The organism is Lysinibacillus telephonicus, from assembly GCF_003966145.1.
Taxonomy (GTDB): domain Bacteria; phylum Bacillota; class Bacilli; order Bacillales_A; family Planococcaceae; genus Ureibacillus; species Ureibacillus telephonicus.
Genome location: NZ_RXNR01000009.1, coordinates 1 through 16816, shown reverse-complemented (window position 1 = coordinate 16816; position 16816 = coordinate 1). Strand labels below are relative to the sequence as shown.

Here is a 16816-nt window from a genome sequence, read left to right as displayed (position 1 = left end):
AGGTTGACTCTCTATAAATTCATGTTATCCTTGTTACTAAATTAGCATCCCCTCTATGAGGATTAAAGGAAGCTTATCTATGTATTTCTTAAACATATAATTTTAATTGAGGGGTAAAATCATGAACAAAAAAATTAGATTAGAGCTTTTAATGATTATAGTAGGCTCTTTTATTTTTTCGGTAGCTATCAATATATTTGTAATTCCAAATAATTTCGGAGAAGGAGGAATAACGGGCACTACCATTATTTTGTACTACTTATACGAATGGTCCCCTGGTCTAGTTAGTTTCATTTTAAATGGACTATTAATAGCGGTTGGATATAAGTTTTTAGATAAAAAAACAACTATTTATACAATTATTGCAGTTATAGCAATATCTTTATTTTTGCATTTCACTGAGAACTGGACAATTCAATCAAACCAAGATATACTTAACGCTTTATTTGGTGGAGTTATTGTAGGAGTTGGACTTGGTCTTATTTTACGTTCAGGAGGAACTATTGCGGGTTCAACGATACTGGCAAAAATTACTCAAAAATATTTAGGATGGAGTGTAAGTTACGGACTTTTATTTTTTGATTTAGTTGTGGTGTTTTGTTCTTATTTTATTATTGGAATGGAAAAGTTAATGTTCACCATTTTAATGTTATACATAGCTACGAAAGTTATGGACTTTATCATCGAAGGTTTAAATACAAAAAAGGCCGTAACTATCATTACTAAAAATCCAGACGAAATAGCAAAACAAGTCAATGAACAAATAAACAGAGGCGTTACTGTATTTAATGGATATGGTTTTTACACAAAAAATTCAAAAGAAATTCTTTATGTTATTATCAACAAACAACAATTAGTGGAACTGAAGAATATTATAAAATCAATTGACCAAACGGCATTTGTCACTATACATGATGTTAGAGATGTATTTGGTAAAGGGTTCGTAGATATTAACAAAAATTAATATAGAAATCCCATACCTATTTAAGACTAAAAATATTGAAATTCAAATTAAGCCATGCCTACAAAATACTGTAAGCATGGCTTTCGTCTCAAATGTATATCTTGGTTTGATGCAGTTTTAATTATTTACCTTTTCCATTACTGCAAAGTAATTATCTTCAGTATCTGCAAAATTAAATACTCTTCCGGAAGGCATATTTACAATTTCTCCAACTGTTACATTTTTATTTGATAGATTACTGTATAGCAGCTCCAGGTTTTCCGTGAAAAACATTAAAGAAGGTGTACCAAGATTTAATTCAGGCTCCATTTTTGCAACAAGTTCCTTATTATGCAGGATAATGCTTGTTTCTGCATCCCTTGCTGGAGCAATTTCAATCCATCTCATACCTTGTCCATTATCTTCTTCAGAGATGACTAAAAACCCCACCTTTTCCGTCCAAAAACTTACTGCCTCATCCTGGTTATTAACGTACAACATAATTTGACCGACCTTACTAATCATAAACTTCCCCACCCCTTATATTAGTATTAATGCCAAACCTTCCCCTTTATCAAAGTTGTTCATATCTTATGTCAATTACTTGATAAAAGAATGTTTTGGGTAACAGATAATTCCCCGCATCAATATAGGATTTTTCACTGTTTTATTAATTATTCTTTAAGGGGGTGAGAAATTCCTTTACAACACTTTAATTACACTATTTGCAAATCATAAATTCTCTCTTCTTTTTTGAATAAAGAGATTCATTTCTTCTATATCACGTTTTTGAAGAAGTAAAGCAATCCCCCAACTAATAATGTAAATAACAACAATTGAAATCAAAAGACTTATGATAGTGGCAATACTCGTAACGTCATACCATTCCCCAATATTCCCAGCAGCAAACACACAAATGGTTACGACAATAAAGTGAATAAATAGTTGTAATGTAAAACTAAAGCGTTCTGTTTTAAAAATGAGTGAAATCAAACCGATGACAATACCAAGAATGGCAGCAATAATAACTTGTTCAAACAATTCTTTCCCTGTTATCGGAGCGTTTGAATCAGCTAAAAGATTAAATGTCACTATTGTGTATGATGAACTTAATCCAATTAACAATCCAATTATGGCAAACCGTATAATCTTTATCATTTTAATCTCTCCCTATACCTAATCGTTTTTTCAAGCCTTTAAAATATTTGCGGCTTACATGAACTGATGATTCATCATCTAAAATTATTTCCGTCGAACCAATGCGACCCATTTGAATTGAGGCGATTTTATCCATATTGACGAGCATAGATTTGCTTACTCGAACAAAATCATGTGACAGCATCGTTTCCAGCTCGTAAAGCTTTCTCTTCGATTCAAATTCATGCCCTATCGTTTGCAAATAAACCTTCGCTCCTTCTGCATAGATAAAATAAATGTCTTTGACTTTGAGCATATGAATTTCTTGCTGTAAATAGCCATCAATGACCTTCGTTGTCTGTACTTCTTGTAATTGTTTCATCAGTTCCTCGATTTGTTCATTATATTGTTTTGCACATATATGAACTTCAGTTTCTTGATATTTCTCGTCAATCATTAATTGAATTTTCATAACTGCCTCCTTCCTTCATTGTTACTGTAACATATGATTTTGTAAGTTTTTCTCTTTGCTTAATAAGTGGTAAAAAAGTGGATATAAGCGGTTTAGTTTATCAAATCAAAATAAAATATGTACGGAGATTTTAGCATTCGTGAAATATAGGTGGACTTAAAGAAAGAGGAACCTGTGAATAACATCTCAAATGCTTGAGGTTATTGTATGTGCATTTTCATCCATAAGCTCCCTATTCTTTATAATTACTATTACAACAAAAAATCCCTGCTCACCTCTAAGTTTAAAGCAGGGGTATTTCTATGCATTCAATTATAAGGACTTAATGAAATCAATACATTAATAGGAGTTTTAAATTGTCCCTTTTTCTAGATTCATGTTGCAGAAGTTCGGCTTTTAATACTATACATTGCTTGGTTAAGTCTTGTTATACCTTCTTCTATTTCTCCATTTGTCAGATGGCCAAACCCTAAAATAATCCGATTCTTATGTTTCCCTTTTTCTATAGCATGGTCTTCTACCGGATATATTTTAACGCCAAACACTTCAATTTCATCGAGTAAGTCTTTTGAAAAATGACATTCTTTCCATTCAACTATTAGATGCAAACCAGTTGAATAACCGCAAATTTTTATATTATTAGAAAAGGTCGTTTTTAAACAATGAATTAGGAAGTCTCTTCTTTTTTTATAAATCTTCTTCATTTTCATAATATGTCTTTCCAAATGCCCTTCTTCAATAAAACGAGCAAGGATAAGCTGATCCATAGAGGGTGTATGTAAATCTGAAAACCATTTTAATTTACGGCACTTTTCAATAAGATGTGATGGAAGAATTACATACCCCATTCTAAGAGCTGGTGATAGGATTTTACTAAAAGAACCGATATATAACACACGTTCTGGATCCAACCCCTGCAACGAACTTACAGGTGGGCCTTCGTATCGAAACTCACTGTCATAATCATCTTCAACAAGATAGCAACTCGTTTTTCGTGAATAGTTTATCAACTGGATACGTCGTTGAATCGGTAATACTCCGCCCAAAGGATACTGATGGGAAGGGGTAACAAAGACTAATTTCGGACTAATATGTGATGGAAGCAGCGACGTCTTTATCCCATATTCATCAACCGGTATTGGATAAAGGCTAGAACCTAAAGCTTTAAAAATTGTTTGTATATCACTTGTTATAGGATCCTCAATAATTACTGAATCCTCTGTGGATAAAAGTAATTTCGAAACAAGTGTTAAGGCTTGCGTTGCGCCAGAAGTAACGACAATTTGTTCTGGATGACAAACAACCCCTCGTGTTTTTAGTAAATAACGGGATAAAACTTGCCTCAGTTCATAACGCCCTTCCGGAACATCATATCCAAATGTTGAAGGTGCTGCTTCATTCCATATGGCTAGTGACAACCTTGCCCAAATCTTACGTGGAAATAAGTCCAATGCTGGTATTCCAGAGCGAAAGTTGATCATGTTATGACCTTTATTTTTGTCTTCACCCCAATCTGTAGAATGAAATGAAGGAATTCCACCATGTTCCTTTAAAAAAGCTCCATCAGCGACAAATGTTCCTGAACCCATTTGTGAAACTAAGAAACCTTCAGCCAATAATTGATCATAAGCTTCTAAAATTACATTCCTTGATACTTTTAACTCTGAAGCTAGCTCCCGTGTTGAAGGTAGTTTTTCCCCTGATTGTAGGTCCCCATTTAAAATTAGCACTCGTATTTGCTCATAAACTTGTCTAATTAAAGGTATATCCAATGACCGATCAATAGTTATCCATAGCATATGTATATCCCCCCTTCACAAAATTGGCACCATCAAAAGATATAAAAAGTGGCACTAATATAAACCATTTTACCATGATAAGGTAAATACAAATAGAAAGGAGTAAACCTATTGAACGAAAATTTAGTCCCAAGTTTGAAAATTATGTTAGCAATGATTATTGTAGGAAGTTCAGTAATAGTAGGAAAATTGATTGTGCAGAGTTTCCCAGTATTCTTAGGAGCTGAATTAAGATTCCTTATCGCAACGATTATTTTAGTCCCTTTAATGATAATACTTGAAGGATTCCCTTCTATTAGTAAACAGGATTTATTGATTCTATTTTTACAAGCATTTTTTGGTGTATTTTTATTTAATATCTTTATGTTATATGGACTGACAATAACTACGGCAATGGAGGGTGGAATTATTACAAGTACAGCTCCTGCAATCACAGGGGCAATTGCCTTCCTTTTCCTAAAGGAAAAATTGGGCAAAAATGTAATATTAGCAATTTCACTTGCCATTTTCGGCACATTAATAATTAATTTTACCGAATCTATTTCAACGGTTGGAAATTCCTCATTAATAGGAAACTTACTTATTTTCTGCTCGGTTATATGTGAATCTTTGTTTATTATATTTGGGAAGTTTGTTGCAGAGCGAGTTAGCCCCCTTGCTATTTCTACAATCGTGAGTATTTTTGGGGCTGTCTTATTTTTACCATTTTCCCTCTATGAAGGCAGTCAGTTTAACTTTGGAGAAGTATCCGTTTTAGAATGGGGATTAGTATTCTATTCAGGTATCGTTGTAACCGTCATTGCCTTTATTCTTATGTACCAGGGGGTTTCAAAAATTCCTGCAAGTACTGTAGGCGTATTAACATGTGTTTTACCAATAAGCAGTGTCATACTTTCAATAGTTATTTTAGGGGAAAAAATGACTTTTACCCACCTGATAGGAATATGTTTAATATTAATAGCCATTTACTTGATTGCAAGACCCGAGAAACAAAATAATTTAAGAAATTAGGATTTTCAATTAAATTGCTACATTAACAATAAAGTATTTAAAACGTCCATTAGTCCTATTCAGCAAGAGAACCGATTGTTTAATAGGCATTAAAAAGAACACAATAGCTCTCATCTTATTTTAAATAGCTGAGAACATTTTGTGTTCTTATTTGATTAAGAATATAAGGGCTCTTTTTACAATTAATCCTATAAAAACACCCGGGAGGACCAATACCATTGGTAAAAAAACTGGCCCAAACAAAACCCCAAAAATTGTAATTTTTGCAGAATAAATTATACCAATAGTTACTAAATACGCTGCAAATACAAATGGAAGAAAAGAAAATGGGCTTTTTCCTCCGCCAGCATCTTTAAAGGCATCCCACATCGAAAAAAAGTATAAGCATGGATAAAACATTAGCCACTGATAGTTGGTTTCTTTAATGGAAGAAAAAATATCCCCTTGGAAACTTAAAAGGATTGCTATGTTTAAGTTAGCCTGTATATTTATCAAAAGTTCTAATAAGATTAAGGTTATACCTTTTATATATTTTTGATTCAAAAGTTGTCCAAACCCTGGTAAGGCTATAGACCAGAGTAATGTTTCAATCGAATTTTTACTCATACTATTAACCTACTCCCTAATTCTTAAAAACACTATCCCCTTGCTAATCCTTTATGATTTGGAACCTGTGGAGGCTGTTCCATCCATTCGTGTTTAATCATAAGATTCAAACCATCTTTCGCATATTGAGCACTTTCTGCTGTTAAACGAACATATGATGTCGATATGTCATTTCGTAAACTTGCTGCTGAAGCTGTTGAGTAGTTAGAAATGCTTGATTGTATTAACAATGATGCATGAAACATTATTAATTTATCCGAAAAGGGTGAGATAGTCGACTCTGTTACTTCTAGATCCCAAGGCATTGGAGCAGGAAGGGAATTATTCGTTAACAGTGATGCAAAAACTTGAATATGTTTTTTTGCTATCTCTGAACCTCTGAGACAATATTCACGAACCTTCTTTGACTTTGCTACTTGAGAAAGACCTGCTATAAGTATTTCCCCCACTGTATTTGTTTCAATATTTATTTGAATATGTGTAATCTCTATGACATTTAAAGGTCTATTATTTATATTTAATACTCCACCTAAATAACTTTTTTTGTCGATAAAATCAATCTCATTTGAGGCTGAAACATAAGGTGGTTTTACAAATAACCCCTTTGATAACAAAACATCAGTTACTTTATTATAAAGGTCTGTGGAAGTTTGTATAGCTTGACTTAAAAAATTACGGACATCGGACTGTGCGGCAGTCGCCAAAGCCACACCATAAACCGATAAACCAACCTTAGCCATATTTTTAAGATAATATAGATAAAACGCATCAGAATATAGACGAGGAGCTGTTGGATTTACATCTTCATTAGTAAAAGCAACTGGAATTTGCCGGTGGTCTTTTTCTAGAATTGATTTGCTTATATTTAAGTTATTTTGTGATATATCGAGTGCGAATTCTAAAACGTACTTAACATCATCATCGTCAACATTTGCTAGGAAATATTGCAGAACACATATTGACAAACTGTTGTTCTGACAACTACTCCAAATTACCGAAATTTCGGAAGATGTTAATCTTGAATTTAAATCTCCCTGCATATAATCCCCCCAAAAATCAGATAATTTTATTATTAGATAATAAGTGAAATATATTCAGAATAAAAAATGAAATTTATTATGGAAGATTCCATAAGTAATTCCTATTTAAAAAGTATTCCCTCCGAAGTATGGTAATAAGCTACTTCCATTTTCAGATACTAAAATATTTCTAAAAGATGGAACCCAAGCTTATTATTCAACATCGTGAATTTAACCCTGTATCGAATTCAGCAAACGATCGGTACTCATGAAATGTTTTTTATGATAAACTAAACACCTTAAATTTACCTCGTCCTAAAATCGGGACGAGGTTATGCGTGTTTAATATAAAATATCTATCGTCTTCTATATCATTCACTTGTTAAGCCACTACATCCGACTTTCTCAGCCGGTAAATGGCTGCCATACTAATTATGGCAATGAAAAACAGATTCATAATGAAAAACAATAGATGGTTGCTTATGGATAAAATGCCTGTTTGACTGAGTACTCCCATTCCAATAGTTAGTAAGGAATGGGGAAAAAACATACCCAAATCAATAACGTACATGCCCAGGCCAATAATAGCTGCGCAAAAGCCGATGCCAATAGGAACGGCAAAGCTGCGAATACACATGGACAGTGCTAATTGCAGTACACTAATCGATAAAGCTGATATCCAGCCTCTAACAAGCCATCCAAGTAGTTCCTGAGGCAACTCAGAGGGTAATCCTATTAGTCTCCCTCCTAAGAAATACAATAGAAAAAATAATACTTGAACGAACATTAGCAGTACACCAACTACAATCAGTTTAGAGAAAAAAATACTGGCTGCAGATACAGGTGCGGTCATGATCATATTCCAGTTCTTATTAAAATGTTCTAGTCTCCACAAGTATGCACAGCAAATAGCAATAAGAATAGGAAAGAAAAATTCACCATAAAACAAAGATACTTGAGACCATAAACTATACCATTCTTTTTTTAATACACCTTGATTCATAGTAAAGTTGAAGCTTCCTATTAATACACTTATAATCGGTAAAATTATTATGATCATCCACATACGGGAATGGCGTAGTTTAATCCATTCAGCAGAAACACAACGTTTTAACATTATTCACCCTCCTTATACCTCTTTCCTTGATAAATGGAAGTTTCCAACTAGATATAAAATACTACCAGCAACAATCACAATAAGCATCATAGGAAGTAATGCATGTATATCTCGAACTATAAAATCTAGTTTCTCGCTTTCATAGCTTTGTGCAACTGGGCTTAGTTTTGAAAAGTAGGACCATATAAACATCCCGCGTATTCCAGTAGGCATTAGATCAGCTGTCATGCCAATAAAGCCACCAATCATACCAAGAGATATTGCAAATGCTTGGTTTTTCCACATCATTGATATCCATAGCTGCAGTGCTATTACTGCCATACTTGTCAAATATATTCCTGCAAAAAACCAAATAAGCAAGGATGTTGGAACCGAATTTTCAAACCCATTTACTATGCCAAACACAGCGATGGCAAGTACTTGTAATGTACAAGCCCATAACATCAAAATACATGCGCAAATATACTTTGCTGCATAAATTTGTCCCGGATTTACAGAAAGGGTCAACAATAATTTCAATGTATTGCCTTTATGTTCCGTATCACAAATCCGAGAAACACAAACTGATACAAGAATGGGGAATATAAGTCCATTCATAGAAGCAAACATTACAATCAGTGCCTCCCAATTCGCATTATGAGGATTTATTGAGATCGACCTACTTATCCCCATGAATAAAAAAGCAACTTCTACCAACAGGAATAATGTCACCATCAAGAACAAGCGTCTATGCCGAAACTTATAGAATTCAAGACTAATCGCTTTCACTATAGGCTCTTCTCCTTTCCAGTTAAATCAAGGAAAATATCCTCTAAGCTTTTCTTATTTTCTTCAATACGTAATACATCGATGTTGGCAGTAACTAAGCTTCTATTCGCCTGTATTATCTCTTCATCCATTAAGTTTTCAAATACTAAACTATCTCCTCGTTGCATCGAATAAAAACCCTTTGAATAAAGAAGCTCCTGAGCAAGCTTATTGTTTCTCGTTTTGATCATAATTGTTGAATGGCTTTTATCTTTCAATTCAGCCATGCTTCCTTGGAACATCATCCTTCCATTGTTGATGATGCCTACTGATGTTGCAATTTGCTCAATTTCTGTAAGTAAGTGGCTAGAAATAAGTACTGTTATTCCATAACGTTCGGGTAAAGATTTAATTAACTCGCGTATTTCGCCAATACCTGCCGGATCAAGACCATTTGTTGGTTCATCCAGTATTAAAAGCTTCGGAAATGACATCAACGCCATGGCAATCCCTAAACGCTGTTTCATCCCAAGGGAATACTGGTTCACCTTTTTATCAATTTGTTTATCCAAACGAACAATTTTCAAGGCTTCCATTACATTTTTTTCAGGAACTTCTCGTAACCTTTGTACAATGCGCATATTCTCAAGTCCTGTAAGATGTCCGTAATAGGATGGTGATTCAATAAGTGAGCCTGTTTGACTTAAAATTAGACGCCTGTTTTTATTAAATTCCTTTCCAAAAACCGATACGATGCCATTATTAGGGCGAGTCAACCCTAAAATCATTTTCAATGTAGTAGACTTCCCTGCCCCATTAGGACCAAGAAATCCATAGATTTCCCCTTCTTCAACAGAGATATTTAAATCTTCCACACAATATTTGCCTTGGTACCTTTTAGAAAGATTGTGGGTTGAAACAATTTGTTTCATATTCGCTTCCTCCAATTTCTCTTTTGTCAAAGATTAACAAGACAACATTTCTATAAACTGACAACAACCTTACGTCAACCTTAAATCAAATAAATAACCAGGATTATCATGTGGAAAAAAGAAAAAGAAATATATAATTATTATTGGTGATGTTATATGGATGATATAAAAAATAAGAAACTACTAATTGTAGACGATGAAAAAGAAATCAGAAACATATTAGATGAATTTTTAAGAAAAGAAGGATTTAATCGTATTTTCCACGCTGCTACTTGTGAAGAAGCATTACAGGTTTGTCAGACGGTAAAACCAGATATTGCAATTTTAGATGTTATGCTGCCTGACGGAGATGGCTTTTCCCTTTTGACTTCTATACGACAAATATCAAATTTTCCGGTTCTTTTTTTATCTGCAAGAGGAGAAGATGAAGATCGTTTATTAGGACTTGGACTCGGTGCTGATGATTATATAGTAAAACCTTTCTTACCCCGTGAGCTATTCCTTCGACTAACAGCAGTTTTGCGAAGGGTATATTCACAGCCTATGAGGGATGAGCCACCTATCTTTAATTTGGGTAACCGCATCATCGATCTTGGAAGCGGCACTGTTCAGTACAAAGAAAATGAATTTTCTTTAACAGCAAAGGAATTTGCATTACTTTTCAAACTTTATGAAAACCGGAACCGTATCGTAACAAGTGATGCACTTTGCCAAGCAGTATGGGGAGATGATTACTACGGTTTTGAAAACACTTTGATGGTCCATATACGCCGAATCCGAGAAAAGATTGAGGCGGATCCTTCCAATCCGGAATTTTTGCTTACCATTCGGGGGTTAGGATACAAGCTAATGGTAAAGGAAGGGTTAACATGAAAGGTACAGTACGTATTTTAAAGCGATTTATTGGTGCAACAATGTTAATCTCTGCTTTTCTAGTAGTTTTCAACTTTATACTTTTAGGCTTTTGGTTAGTTAAAGGTATGACTGGTGTGCAATCTCCTGCTTCTATTGTTCAGGATGTTGCAGAAAATTTAAATCGCCCATCAAATAATACTCCTTATTCATTAGATTCTTCAGTTATAAAATTACTTGATCAGAATCATGCATGGGCAATGCTCATCGACGATAATACCGGTTATATAGCATGGGATTATATGATCCCCAAAGAACTTCCTGACCAATATTCTTTGACAGACATAGCTAAATTTACAAAAAACTATTTAGAAGATTACCCTGTTTTTGTATGGGAACACAATGATGGATTGGTAGTTGTTGGCTATCCTAAAAAAAGCTTGGCAAAATATGAATATATACTTCCAGTAGCTTGGGTTTCTTCTTTACCGTTAAGGATGGCCGTTTTGCTGCTTATAAATATTGTAGTAGCGCTACTTTTATCGCTTCTTATCGGCTATAGACTCGTTCACTCTATCCGACCGTTAACACAAGGTATACAGGCACTTGCTGAAGATAGAGAAACTTTTATAGAACCAAAAGGAATTTTGGCTGATCTTGCACAAAGTGTGAACCGAGCATCTACTTTATTACGGAAAAAGAATGAAAGTTTGAAAAGCAGGGATGAAGCCCGTTCAAACTGGATTGCAGGTATTTCACACGACATCAGAACCCCTCTTTCAATGGTGCTAGGCTATTCCAGTAATCTTGAGGAGAATTGCGATATCCCAGCTCAACAAAGACGCCAGGCGGGAATTATTCGGCAGCAAGGAGAATATTTACGATCTCTTGTCAGTGATTTAAACCTAGTTTCAATGCTTGAATATGAAATGCAGCCGCTTAACAAAAAGCTAATCCGCACCTCAGTTTTAATAAGACAAATTGCAACTGAATTTCTAAATAACGGTTTAGATGAACGCTTTATATTAGAAGTAGACAATTTAGACGAAAATGTTAAAGTCAATGGAGATGAACGACTGCTGACACGTGCTATTAATAACCTAATACAAAACAGCATTAATCATAATCCTGATGGTTGTTTGATACGCCTACAGACAACCTTTGATGAAAGCAATAATTCTTGTAGTTTCATTATTGCTGATAATGGCAAAGGCATTTCCCAAAGTGAAATTCCAAGTTTATTAGATTTACCTTATTCATCTAAAAGAAAACATCCACGTAACAATGGACATGGGTTGGGACTACCAATGGTTGAAAGAATTGCAAAGGCTCATCAAGGACATTTGATTTTATCAAGTGATATAGGAAAAGGTTTTAGAGCAGAGCTTGTACTACCTGTAAATATCAATTGATGCTTAAAATTGTTAACACTATAGCCTTTATATGAAACATTCAAAAAAGCATAATTTTGTTCGAATCATACTTTTTATTAATTTGAGAATACATTAACTAGCTCCTTATAATTCTTAAGTAGATAACTTTCCATTTGATGTTCAAAAGTGAAGCAAAAAAGGGATTAATTTTATACTGTTTTTTGCTTTTTTATTAATCTACTACCAAGTAAAAAGCGTCTCTACATTTTGTAGAAACGCTCTAATTTTTTCGCAAGGTATTTTTTATTATAAGCCGAGTACTTATTATATTTTTTAATTTTGTTTTAACAAGCCACTCATAAAACTATTAAGAGTTTCACTTAGTTGGTTCAGTTCCTCTGTAACTTTAGAAAAAGTTTCAGCGTTTGAGTTTAATTCAGCAGATGACTTCTCAATATCCCGGATACTTTGTGTTACTGCCATTATCTGTTCTTTCATTTCGCCTAAGAAGGCGCTTATTTTTTGCGAAGCTTCTCCTGTATTACTAGATAGCTTTCTTATTTCTGTTGCAACAACTGAAAAAGTCTTACCGTATTCTCCTGCTCTTGCCGCTTCGATTGAAGCATTAAGTCCAAGTAAATTAGATTGTTGAGTAACACTCTCTATAAAGGAAATAACATTACTCATTTCTTCAGTATGATGCATAGTCGTTTCAGAAGATGATGAAATTTCTTCTATCATAGCTGAAAGTTCCTCTGCATGAGCTGTAATATTTTGAGTTTGCTCTCCAATCGTACCTGAAATTTTATTTAAGTTAGTTATAATATCATTAAGTATATATTCCTTTTGTAAACTAATGCCAAAACCAAGCGATCCAATCCAATTATTATTTTCGTCAAATAAAGGATAGCCAATTCCCTTAAACGGTATAGAACCATATCCAGGAGGAGTAAGGAGCTCCACTCTTTTTAATGTTTTTTTTATTTTACCGAATAAATCATCATCTAAAAAAGGCTGGCCATATTCTATCCCGGGATCTAAATTTTTACCTGGTGATGCATAGATGAATTTTTCTGTATCAGTGATTGCTACTATGAAATCTTCATCTTTAAGAATTTTTGTAAGTATTGGTGCAATGGACAAAGCTTGATCTAAGCTATTCATCTCTGACTCTCCTTTATTAGTATAAATATACTACTTTTTTATCGTCCGAAAAGATTAGTATTAAACTTAATTTCCCAACTTTTAAATAAACTTTAACAAGTAAACCTTACATTAGTAGATTCAATCTATTACTACGGATCCATTTATTAAATAATTATTTTCTAATAAAAATGAAGCTGCCCTTATCAAATCGTTTGATTTAGACAGCTTCATTTTCTATTTTACTGAGTATAGCTCTATAACGGTATTTCCGCTTCTATTAGTTGCTTTAATTAAACCAATACCTTTTGCAAAATAATATCTTTCACCTGATGGAAGTCGAAGAATTACAACATTTTTAAAAGAACCAGCTTTAACCTTTATAGTTTTAGTTGTGCTTTCAACAAGAACTTTTGTATATTTTTCTACAGGTCCCTCTGAATTGGCTTCATCATCATAGTAGATATCTTTTATATATCCGCCTTGTTTCATTGGGTATGTGAAATTAAAGAAACTCCAATCCGTATTAGCTAATCCTAAAGTTAACTTGGAGTCTTTTTCGGGGTAACAGAAATTATCACCATCTTCCGAAGTATTTAATAAATAAATGCAATATTCATCTTTTTCAACTATAAATGTCTCTTTTTCATTAGATAAAATTGATGGCGAATACGTAAGTTTTAATCCATCCTTAGGAGCTAATCCCTCGGTAATTGTTGTTGGTGCTGGTTTTTTATTTGATAAAGCACTCGTATAAACGTAGCCTTTTGTTTTACTAGACTGCACATACGACCATCCTTTTGCAGATGATAATACTGTTACGGCAGAATGATTTTTAATAGTTCCTAATCTTTTTGCATCTTTTGATGGTTCTGCGCGCAAAATAATATCATTTTTTGCATTCACATACATTGTTTTATTTGCAGCTTCAACTGAATGATTCTCAGACAATAAAGACGGTAAAAATAGCACAAAAACAAATATAAGTAGTGTTGATAATAACTTTTTCATTAATTGCCCCTACCCTTTTTAAGAATATTATAACATGAACGACCCACAATTTACCTTTTTATTATTTAATCTCAAAGTTAAAACCACCAGTATAATTGGTAGTTCAATGAATTCTTTTATTGTCATTTGATCTTCCGGTATATCCTCTTGTAATTGATTTTTGATATATTACTGAATTGTTTTTTTATTTCTTCCTACTGTATCCACATAAACTGCACCAAAATTTCCTGTTTCCAAATCGATATTTTAGATTGGCGTGTCGATCGAAAATCATTAAACTACTCTTTCCTTTTAAATAACCTACAAATCCTGATACACTTAACTTCGGTGGAATACTTACTAACATATGAATATGATCGGACATGCACTTGCTTCTATGATTTCCACGCCTTTTCTTTCACACAATTGTCGCAGGATTCTTTATCAGCCTTTTATTTGACCATAAATCACTAGTTTTCTTTATTTCGTTGCAAACACGATGTGATACTTAGAATTCCATGTTTGTATGCGCTAAACTTTTCTTATCCATTTTTGGATCCCCTTTCGTACGAAGTCGGTTGACCAGACCTTGTACAACTGGAGTTTTTTATGTCCATAACTATTGCTTTCCGCCCCCCCCCGGATACAGGGGGTTTTCATTTACATATAAAGCAGAAATGCTGTTAAATCAACGTTTCTGCTTCAGTAAGTAAGCTTTATGACAATATTAAACTTATTATTCTTCTATCAAATCATTATATCTAATCATTGAACTGCACTTATAATCGCTACATTCAAAATAATAGGGTTGTTCCGATTCTTTAGTAGTAATTTTCACCTTGTATCGATATGGAAATCCATCACCCTTTGTATACTCTCCTACTTCCACTGAAAGTATATTTTCGCCATCAAGATTTAACGTTTTATATGCACTGGAGGCACCAGTAAGTAACAATTGCTTCTGATGAAAATCCGCATGTTTTTGGCTATTAAAATATACCGCCGAACCTATTACAACAATAAAAAGCAAACAGAGAGATACTATGACGACTGTATATAAATAATGAAAGTTTTTCATAACCATACCCTTTAAAAAGAGAAAAGCAAGGATTGTGAAAATAGCATACATCATAGTAAATAAGATAGTCGTCTTATTGCTAAAACGCTTTTGATAGATAAATATAATAAAAGCATATATGCTAATTAACCCTACCCATATTGGAATAAGCTTCGGATCTTTATCTTTTGCCATATACAATCCTCCCGTAAAACTCTTTCCCTATGAAATGGCATTTAGTTAAAATAAAACTAAATGCCAAAGGATATCTATTGAATATTTAGCTTTACCATAGAAATAATAGACTGATTAGTGACATAATCAAAATTTTTAACTTTACTACTAATGCCTAAAGTTTGTACACTAATTAATTTTTAAGTGGAAGTCCTTCTATTATTCTAATATTAAAGAATAGAGTCCACTACTTTAAAGAATTTTATAAATCTGTTTTGTTTGTATTACTTTTTCTATTAATTTATTCCTAGTGTTCAGTAACAAAAAGTCCATAAAAAGCCTATCACACACTAATCCCCAAACAACCCTTCAGGTGCAGGAATTGCCTTTTCTGCTTTACGGCTAACTTCTTCCCACTGTTCCCAAACAGCAATGCGATTTTTTATCGTTTTGATTGCTATGTCATAGACAAAACTTCCGAGAATCAGACGAAGTGGTGGATTTTCACTATTCACCAACTTTAAAATAGCTTCGGCTGCTAGGCGAGGATCACTATCAACTGAGCCTTCTGAATGTTGTTTCGCCAGTTCTTCTTTCACCGGGTTATAAGCATCTAACGGTTGGCTAGTTTTCATTTTCACATAAAGATTTGTCCAGTATCCCCCTGGTTCAACAATGGTCAGTTTCACTCCAAAGTGAGCAGCTTCTTGCGCTAAAGCCTCACTCATCCCCTCTAAAGCAAATTTACTTGCACTGTATACGCCACTCATTGGCCCTGAAAGTACTCCACCAATACTAGAGATTTGAATAATATGTCCAGAGCGTTGTTTTCGTAAGTAGGGCATAGCCGCCTGACACACCCAAAGAGCACCAAAGAAATTTGTTTCAAGCTGACTTCTAGCCTCCTCCTCACTTTGTTCCTCTATCATCCCTAACACCATGTTTCCTGCATTATTGATTACTATATCAAGCCTCCCGAAATGTTCGAATGCCTTAGTAACTGTATCGAAAACCGCACTTCGATCTGTAACATCCAATTTCAATGGAAGAAGAGCTTCCTGATACTGATTCATCAACTCATTAAGCTTATCAATATTTCTAGCAACTGCTACAACTTGATCACCTGTTTCCAATGCAGCCTTTGTAAACTCATACCCCAGCCCACTACTTGCACCAGTAATAAACCACACACGATTATTTTTAATATTTATCATCATTAAACATCCTCTCATTTAGAATTCTAATCTATGCATTTTTTGTCATTTTATACTTTCTTATTTATAATCCCTTCCATCTAAAACAAAATAAAAAACACAGGCTCTTTGAACTGCCCCGTAAAAGTTAGACACTAATCTAATTTTTACGGGGGTTTTTTTATGGCAAAATTAACAGTTAAACAAAGAATTCAAGCGGTTGAACGATATGTAAATGGACATGAGTCCAT

Annotated in this window: 17 protein-coding genes and 1 pseudogene; 4 read left to right on the top strand and 14 right to left on the bottom strand. The window is 33.8% G+C overall.

Translation table 11 applies throughout. From position 1 onward, the window contains the following. Positions 1 to 121: 121 nt before the first annotated feature. Positions 122 to 964: a YitT family protein gene (locus tag EKG35_RS04455; RefSeq protein WP_126293159.1), complete on the top strand. Its 843-nt coding sequence runs from the start codon at positions 122 to 124 to the stop codon at positions 962 to 964. A gap of 117 nt (positions 965 to 1081) precedes the next feature. Here EKG35_RS04455 and EKG35_RS04450 read toward each other — a convergent pair whose 3' ends face one another. From EKG35_RS04450 to pdxR, 4 genes are all read right to left on the bottom strand, one after another. Next, positions 1082 to 1468 (bottom strand): VOC family protein, encoded by a 387-nt coding sequence (locus EKG35_RS04450; RefSeq protein WP_126293158.1) that lies wholly within the window; start codon positions 1466 to 1468, stop codon positions 1082 to 1084. A 207-nt stretch (positions 1469 to 1675) separates the two neighbouring features. Beyond that, entirely contained in the window at positions 1676 to 2101 is a 426-nt protein-coding gene (locus EKG35_RS04445) for a DUF3021 domain-containing protein (protein ID WP_246020174.1), read from the bottom strand. 1 nt (position 2102) lies between these two features. After that, positions 2103 to 2552, bottom strand: a complete 450-nt coding sequence (locus EKG35_RS04440) for a LytTR family DNA-binding domain-containing protein (protein ID WP_126293156.1) — start codon at positions 2550 to 2552, stop codon at positions 2103 to 2105. A gap of 374 nt (positions 2553 to 2926) precedes the next feature. Then, the gene (pdxR, locus tag EKG35_RS04435; protein ID WP_126293155.1) at positions 2927 to 4351 is read right to left on the bottom strand and encodes a MocR-like pyridoxine biosynthesis transcription factor PdxR; all 1425 of its coding nucleotides are present in this window, start codon (positions 4349 to 4351) and stop codon (positions 2927 to 2929) included. Between the two features lie 111 nt (positions 4352 to 4462). Between pdxR and EKG35_RS04430 the strand changes: the two genes are divergently transcribed. Beyond that, on the top strand, positions 4463 to 5362 hold the full coding sequence (locus tag EKG35_RS04430) for a DMT family transporter (protein ID WP_126293154.1): 900 nt from the start codon (positions 4463 to 4465) through the stop codon (positions 5360 to 5362). A 147-nt stretch (positions 5363 to 5509) separates the two neighbouring features. Here the strand turns inward: EKG35_RS04430 and EKG35_RS04425 are convergent, their stop codons facing one another. The 5 genes from EKG35_RS04425 to EKG35_RS04405 all read right to left on the bottom strand — a co-directional run bounded on the left by EKG35_RS04425 (position 5510) and on the right by EKG35_RS04405 (position 9783). After that, a complete protein-coding gene (locus tag EKG35_RS04425; RefSeq protein WP_126293153.1) occupies positions 5510 to 5968 on the bottom strand; it encodes a hypothetical protein in 459 nt (152 codons plus the stop codon). Positions 5969 to 6000: 32 nt separating this feature from the next. Then, positions 6001 to 7008 (bottom strand): DUF3231 family protein, encoded by a 1008-nt coding sequence (locus EKG35_RS04420; protein ID WP_126293151.1) that lies wholly within the window; start codon positions 7006 to 7008, stop codon positions 6001 to 6003. Between the two features lie 361 nt (positions 7009 to 7369). Further along, on the bottom strand, positions 7370 to 8104 hold the full coding sequence (locus tag EKG35_RS04415; RefSeq protein WP_126293149.1) for an ABC transporter permease: 735 nt from the start codon (positions 8102 to 8104) through the stop codon (positions 7370 to 7372). 12 nt (positions 8105 to 8116) lie between these two features. Further along, positions 8117 to 8872, bottom strand: a complete 756-nt coding sequence (locus tag EKG35_RS04410) for an ABC transporter permease (RefSeq protein ID WP_126293147.1) — start codon at positions 8870 to 8872, stop codon at positions 8117 to 8119. Further along, on the bottom strand, positions 8872 to 9783 hold the full coding sequence (locus tag EKG35_RS04405; protein WP_126293145.1) for an ABC transporter ATP-binding protein: 912 nt from the start codon (positions 9781 to 9783) through the stop codon (positions 8872 to 8874). The genes EKG35_RS04410 and EKG35_RS04405 overlap by 1 nt, the downstream gene beginning before the upstream one ends. A 156-nt stretch (positions 9784 to 9939) precedes the next feature. On the opposite strand from EKG35_RS04405, the gene EKG35_RS04400 reads away from it, so the two are divergent. Next, entirely contained in the window at positions 9940 to 10656 is a 717-nt protein-coding gene (locus EKG35_RS04400; protein WP_126293143.1) for a response regulator transcription factor, read from the top strand. Continuing rightward, positions 10653 to 12047 carry a sensor histidine kinase gene (locus tag EKG35_RS04395; protein WP_126293141.1) on the top strand — a complete coding sequence of 465 codons (1395 nt, stop codon included), beginning with the start codon at positions 10653 to 10655 and terminating at the stop codon, positions 12045 to 12047. Before EKG35_RS04400 ends, EKG35_RS04395 begins: the two co-directional genes overlap by 4 nt. 294 nt (positions 12048 to 12341) lie before the next feature. On the opposite strand, the gene EKG35_RS04390 is transcribed toward EKG35_RS04395, so the two are convergent. From EKG35_RS04390 to EKG35_RS04370, 5 genes and pseudogenes are all read right to left on the bottom strand, one after another. After that, positions 12342 to 13172 carry a methyl-accepting chemotaxis protein gene (locus EKG35_RS04390; RefSeq protein WP_126293139.1) on the bottom strand — a complete coding sequence of 277 codons (831 nt, stop codon included), beginning with the start codon at positions 13170 to 13172 and terminating at the stop codon, positions 12342 to 12344. 216 nt (positions 13173 to 13388) lie between these two features. Continuing rightward, complete coding sequence (locus EKG35_RS04385) at positions 13389 to 14162, bottom strand: SH3 domain-containing protein (protein WP_126293137.1); 774 nt, start codon at positions 14160 to 14162, stop codon at positions 13389 to 13391. A gap of 27 nt (positions 14163 to 14189) precedes the next feature. Beyond that, positions 14190 to 14691, bottom strand: a pseudogene (gene tnpA, locus EKG35_RS04380) (IS200/IS605 family transposase). A 186-nt stretch (positions 14692 to 14877) separates the two neighbouring features. Then, positions 14878 to 15393 (bottom strand): hypothetical protein, encoded by a 516-nt coding sequence (locus tag EKG35_RS04375; RefSeq protein WP_126293135.1) that lies wholly within the window; start codon positions 15391 to 15393, stop codon positions 14878 to 14880. A gap of 329 nt (positions 15394 to 15722) precedes the next feature. After that, entirely contained in the window at positions 15723 to 16589 is an 867-nt protein-coding gene (locus tag EKG35_RS04370; protein ID WP_126293133.1) for an SDR family oxidoreductase, read from the bottom strand. Between the last annotated feature and the right edge of the window lie 227 nt (positions 16590 to 16816).

Bases quoted from the DNA above. Each gene is read 5' to 3' on its own strand.
- EKG35_RS04420 (WP_126293151.1), bottom strand. From the start codon at position 7,008: ATGCAGGGAGATTTAAATTCAAGATTAACATCTTCCGAAATTTCGGTA.
- EKG35_RS04385 (WP_126293137.1), bottom strand. From the start codon at position 14,162: ATGAAAAAGTTATTATCAACACTACTTATATTTGTTTTTGTGCTATTT.
- EKG35_RS04390 (WP_126293139.1), bottom strand. From the start codon at position 13,172: ATGAATAGCTTAGATCAAGCTTTGTCCATTGCACCAATACTTACAAAA.
- EKG35_RS04370 (WP_126293133.1), bottom strand. From the start codon at position 16,589: ATGATGATAAATATTAAAAATAATCGTGTGTGGTTTATTACTGGTGCA.
- EKG35_RS04425 (WP_126293153.1), bottom strand. From the start codon at position 5,968: ATGAGTAAAAATTCGATTGAAACATTACTCTGGTCTATAGCCTTACCA.
- EKG35_RS04405 (WP_126293145.1), bottom strand. From the start codon at position 9,783: ATGAAACAAATTGTTTCAACCCACAATCTTTCTAAAAGGTACCAAGGC.
- EKG35_RS04415 (WP_126293149.1), bottom strand. From the start codon at position 8,104: ATGTTAAAACGTTGTGTTTCTGCTGAATGGATTAAACTACGCCATTCC.
- pdxR (WP_126293155.1), bottom strand. From the start codon at position 4,351: ATGCTATGGATAACTATTGATCGGTCATTGGATATACCTTTAATTAGA.
- EKG35_RS04450 (WP_126293158.1), bottom strand. From the start codon at position 1,468: ATGATTAGTAAGGTCGGTCAAATTATGTTGTACGTTAATAACCAGGAT.
- EKG35_RS04440 (WP_126293156.1), bottom strand. From the start codon at position 2,552: ATGAAAATTCAATTAATGATTGACGAGAAATATCAAGAAACTGAAGTT.
- EKG35_RS04395 (WP_126293141.1), top strand. From the start codon at position 10,653: ATGAAAGGTACAGTACGTATTTTAAAGCGATTTATTGGTGCAACAATG.
- EKG35_RS04445 (WP_246020174.1), bottom strand. From the start codon at position 2,101: ATGATAAAGATTATACGGTTTGCCATAATTGGATTGTTAATTGGATTA.
- EKG35_RS04375 (WP_126293135.1), bottom strand. From the start codon at position 15,393: ATGGCAAAAGATAAAGATCCGAAGCTTATTCCAATATGGGTAGGGTTA.
- EKG35_RS04455 (WP_126293159.1), top strand. From the start codon at position 122: ATGAACAAAAAAATTAGATTAGAGCTTTTAATGATTATAGTAGGCTCT.
- EKG35_RS04400 (WP_126293143.1), top strand. From the start codon at position 9,940: ATGGATGATATAAAAAATAAGAAACTACTAATTGTAGACGATGAAAAA.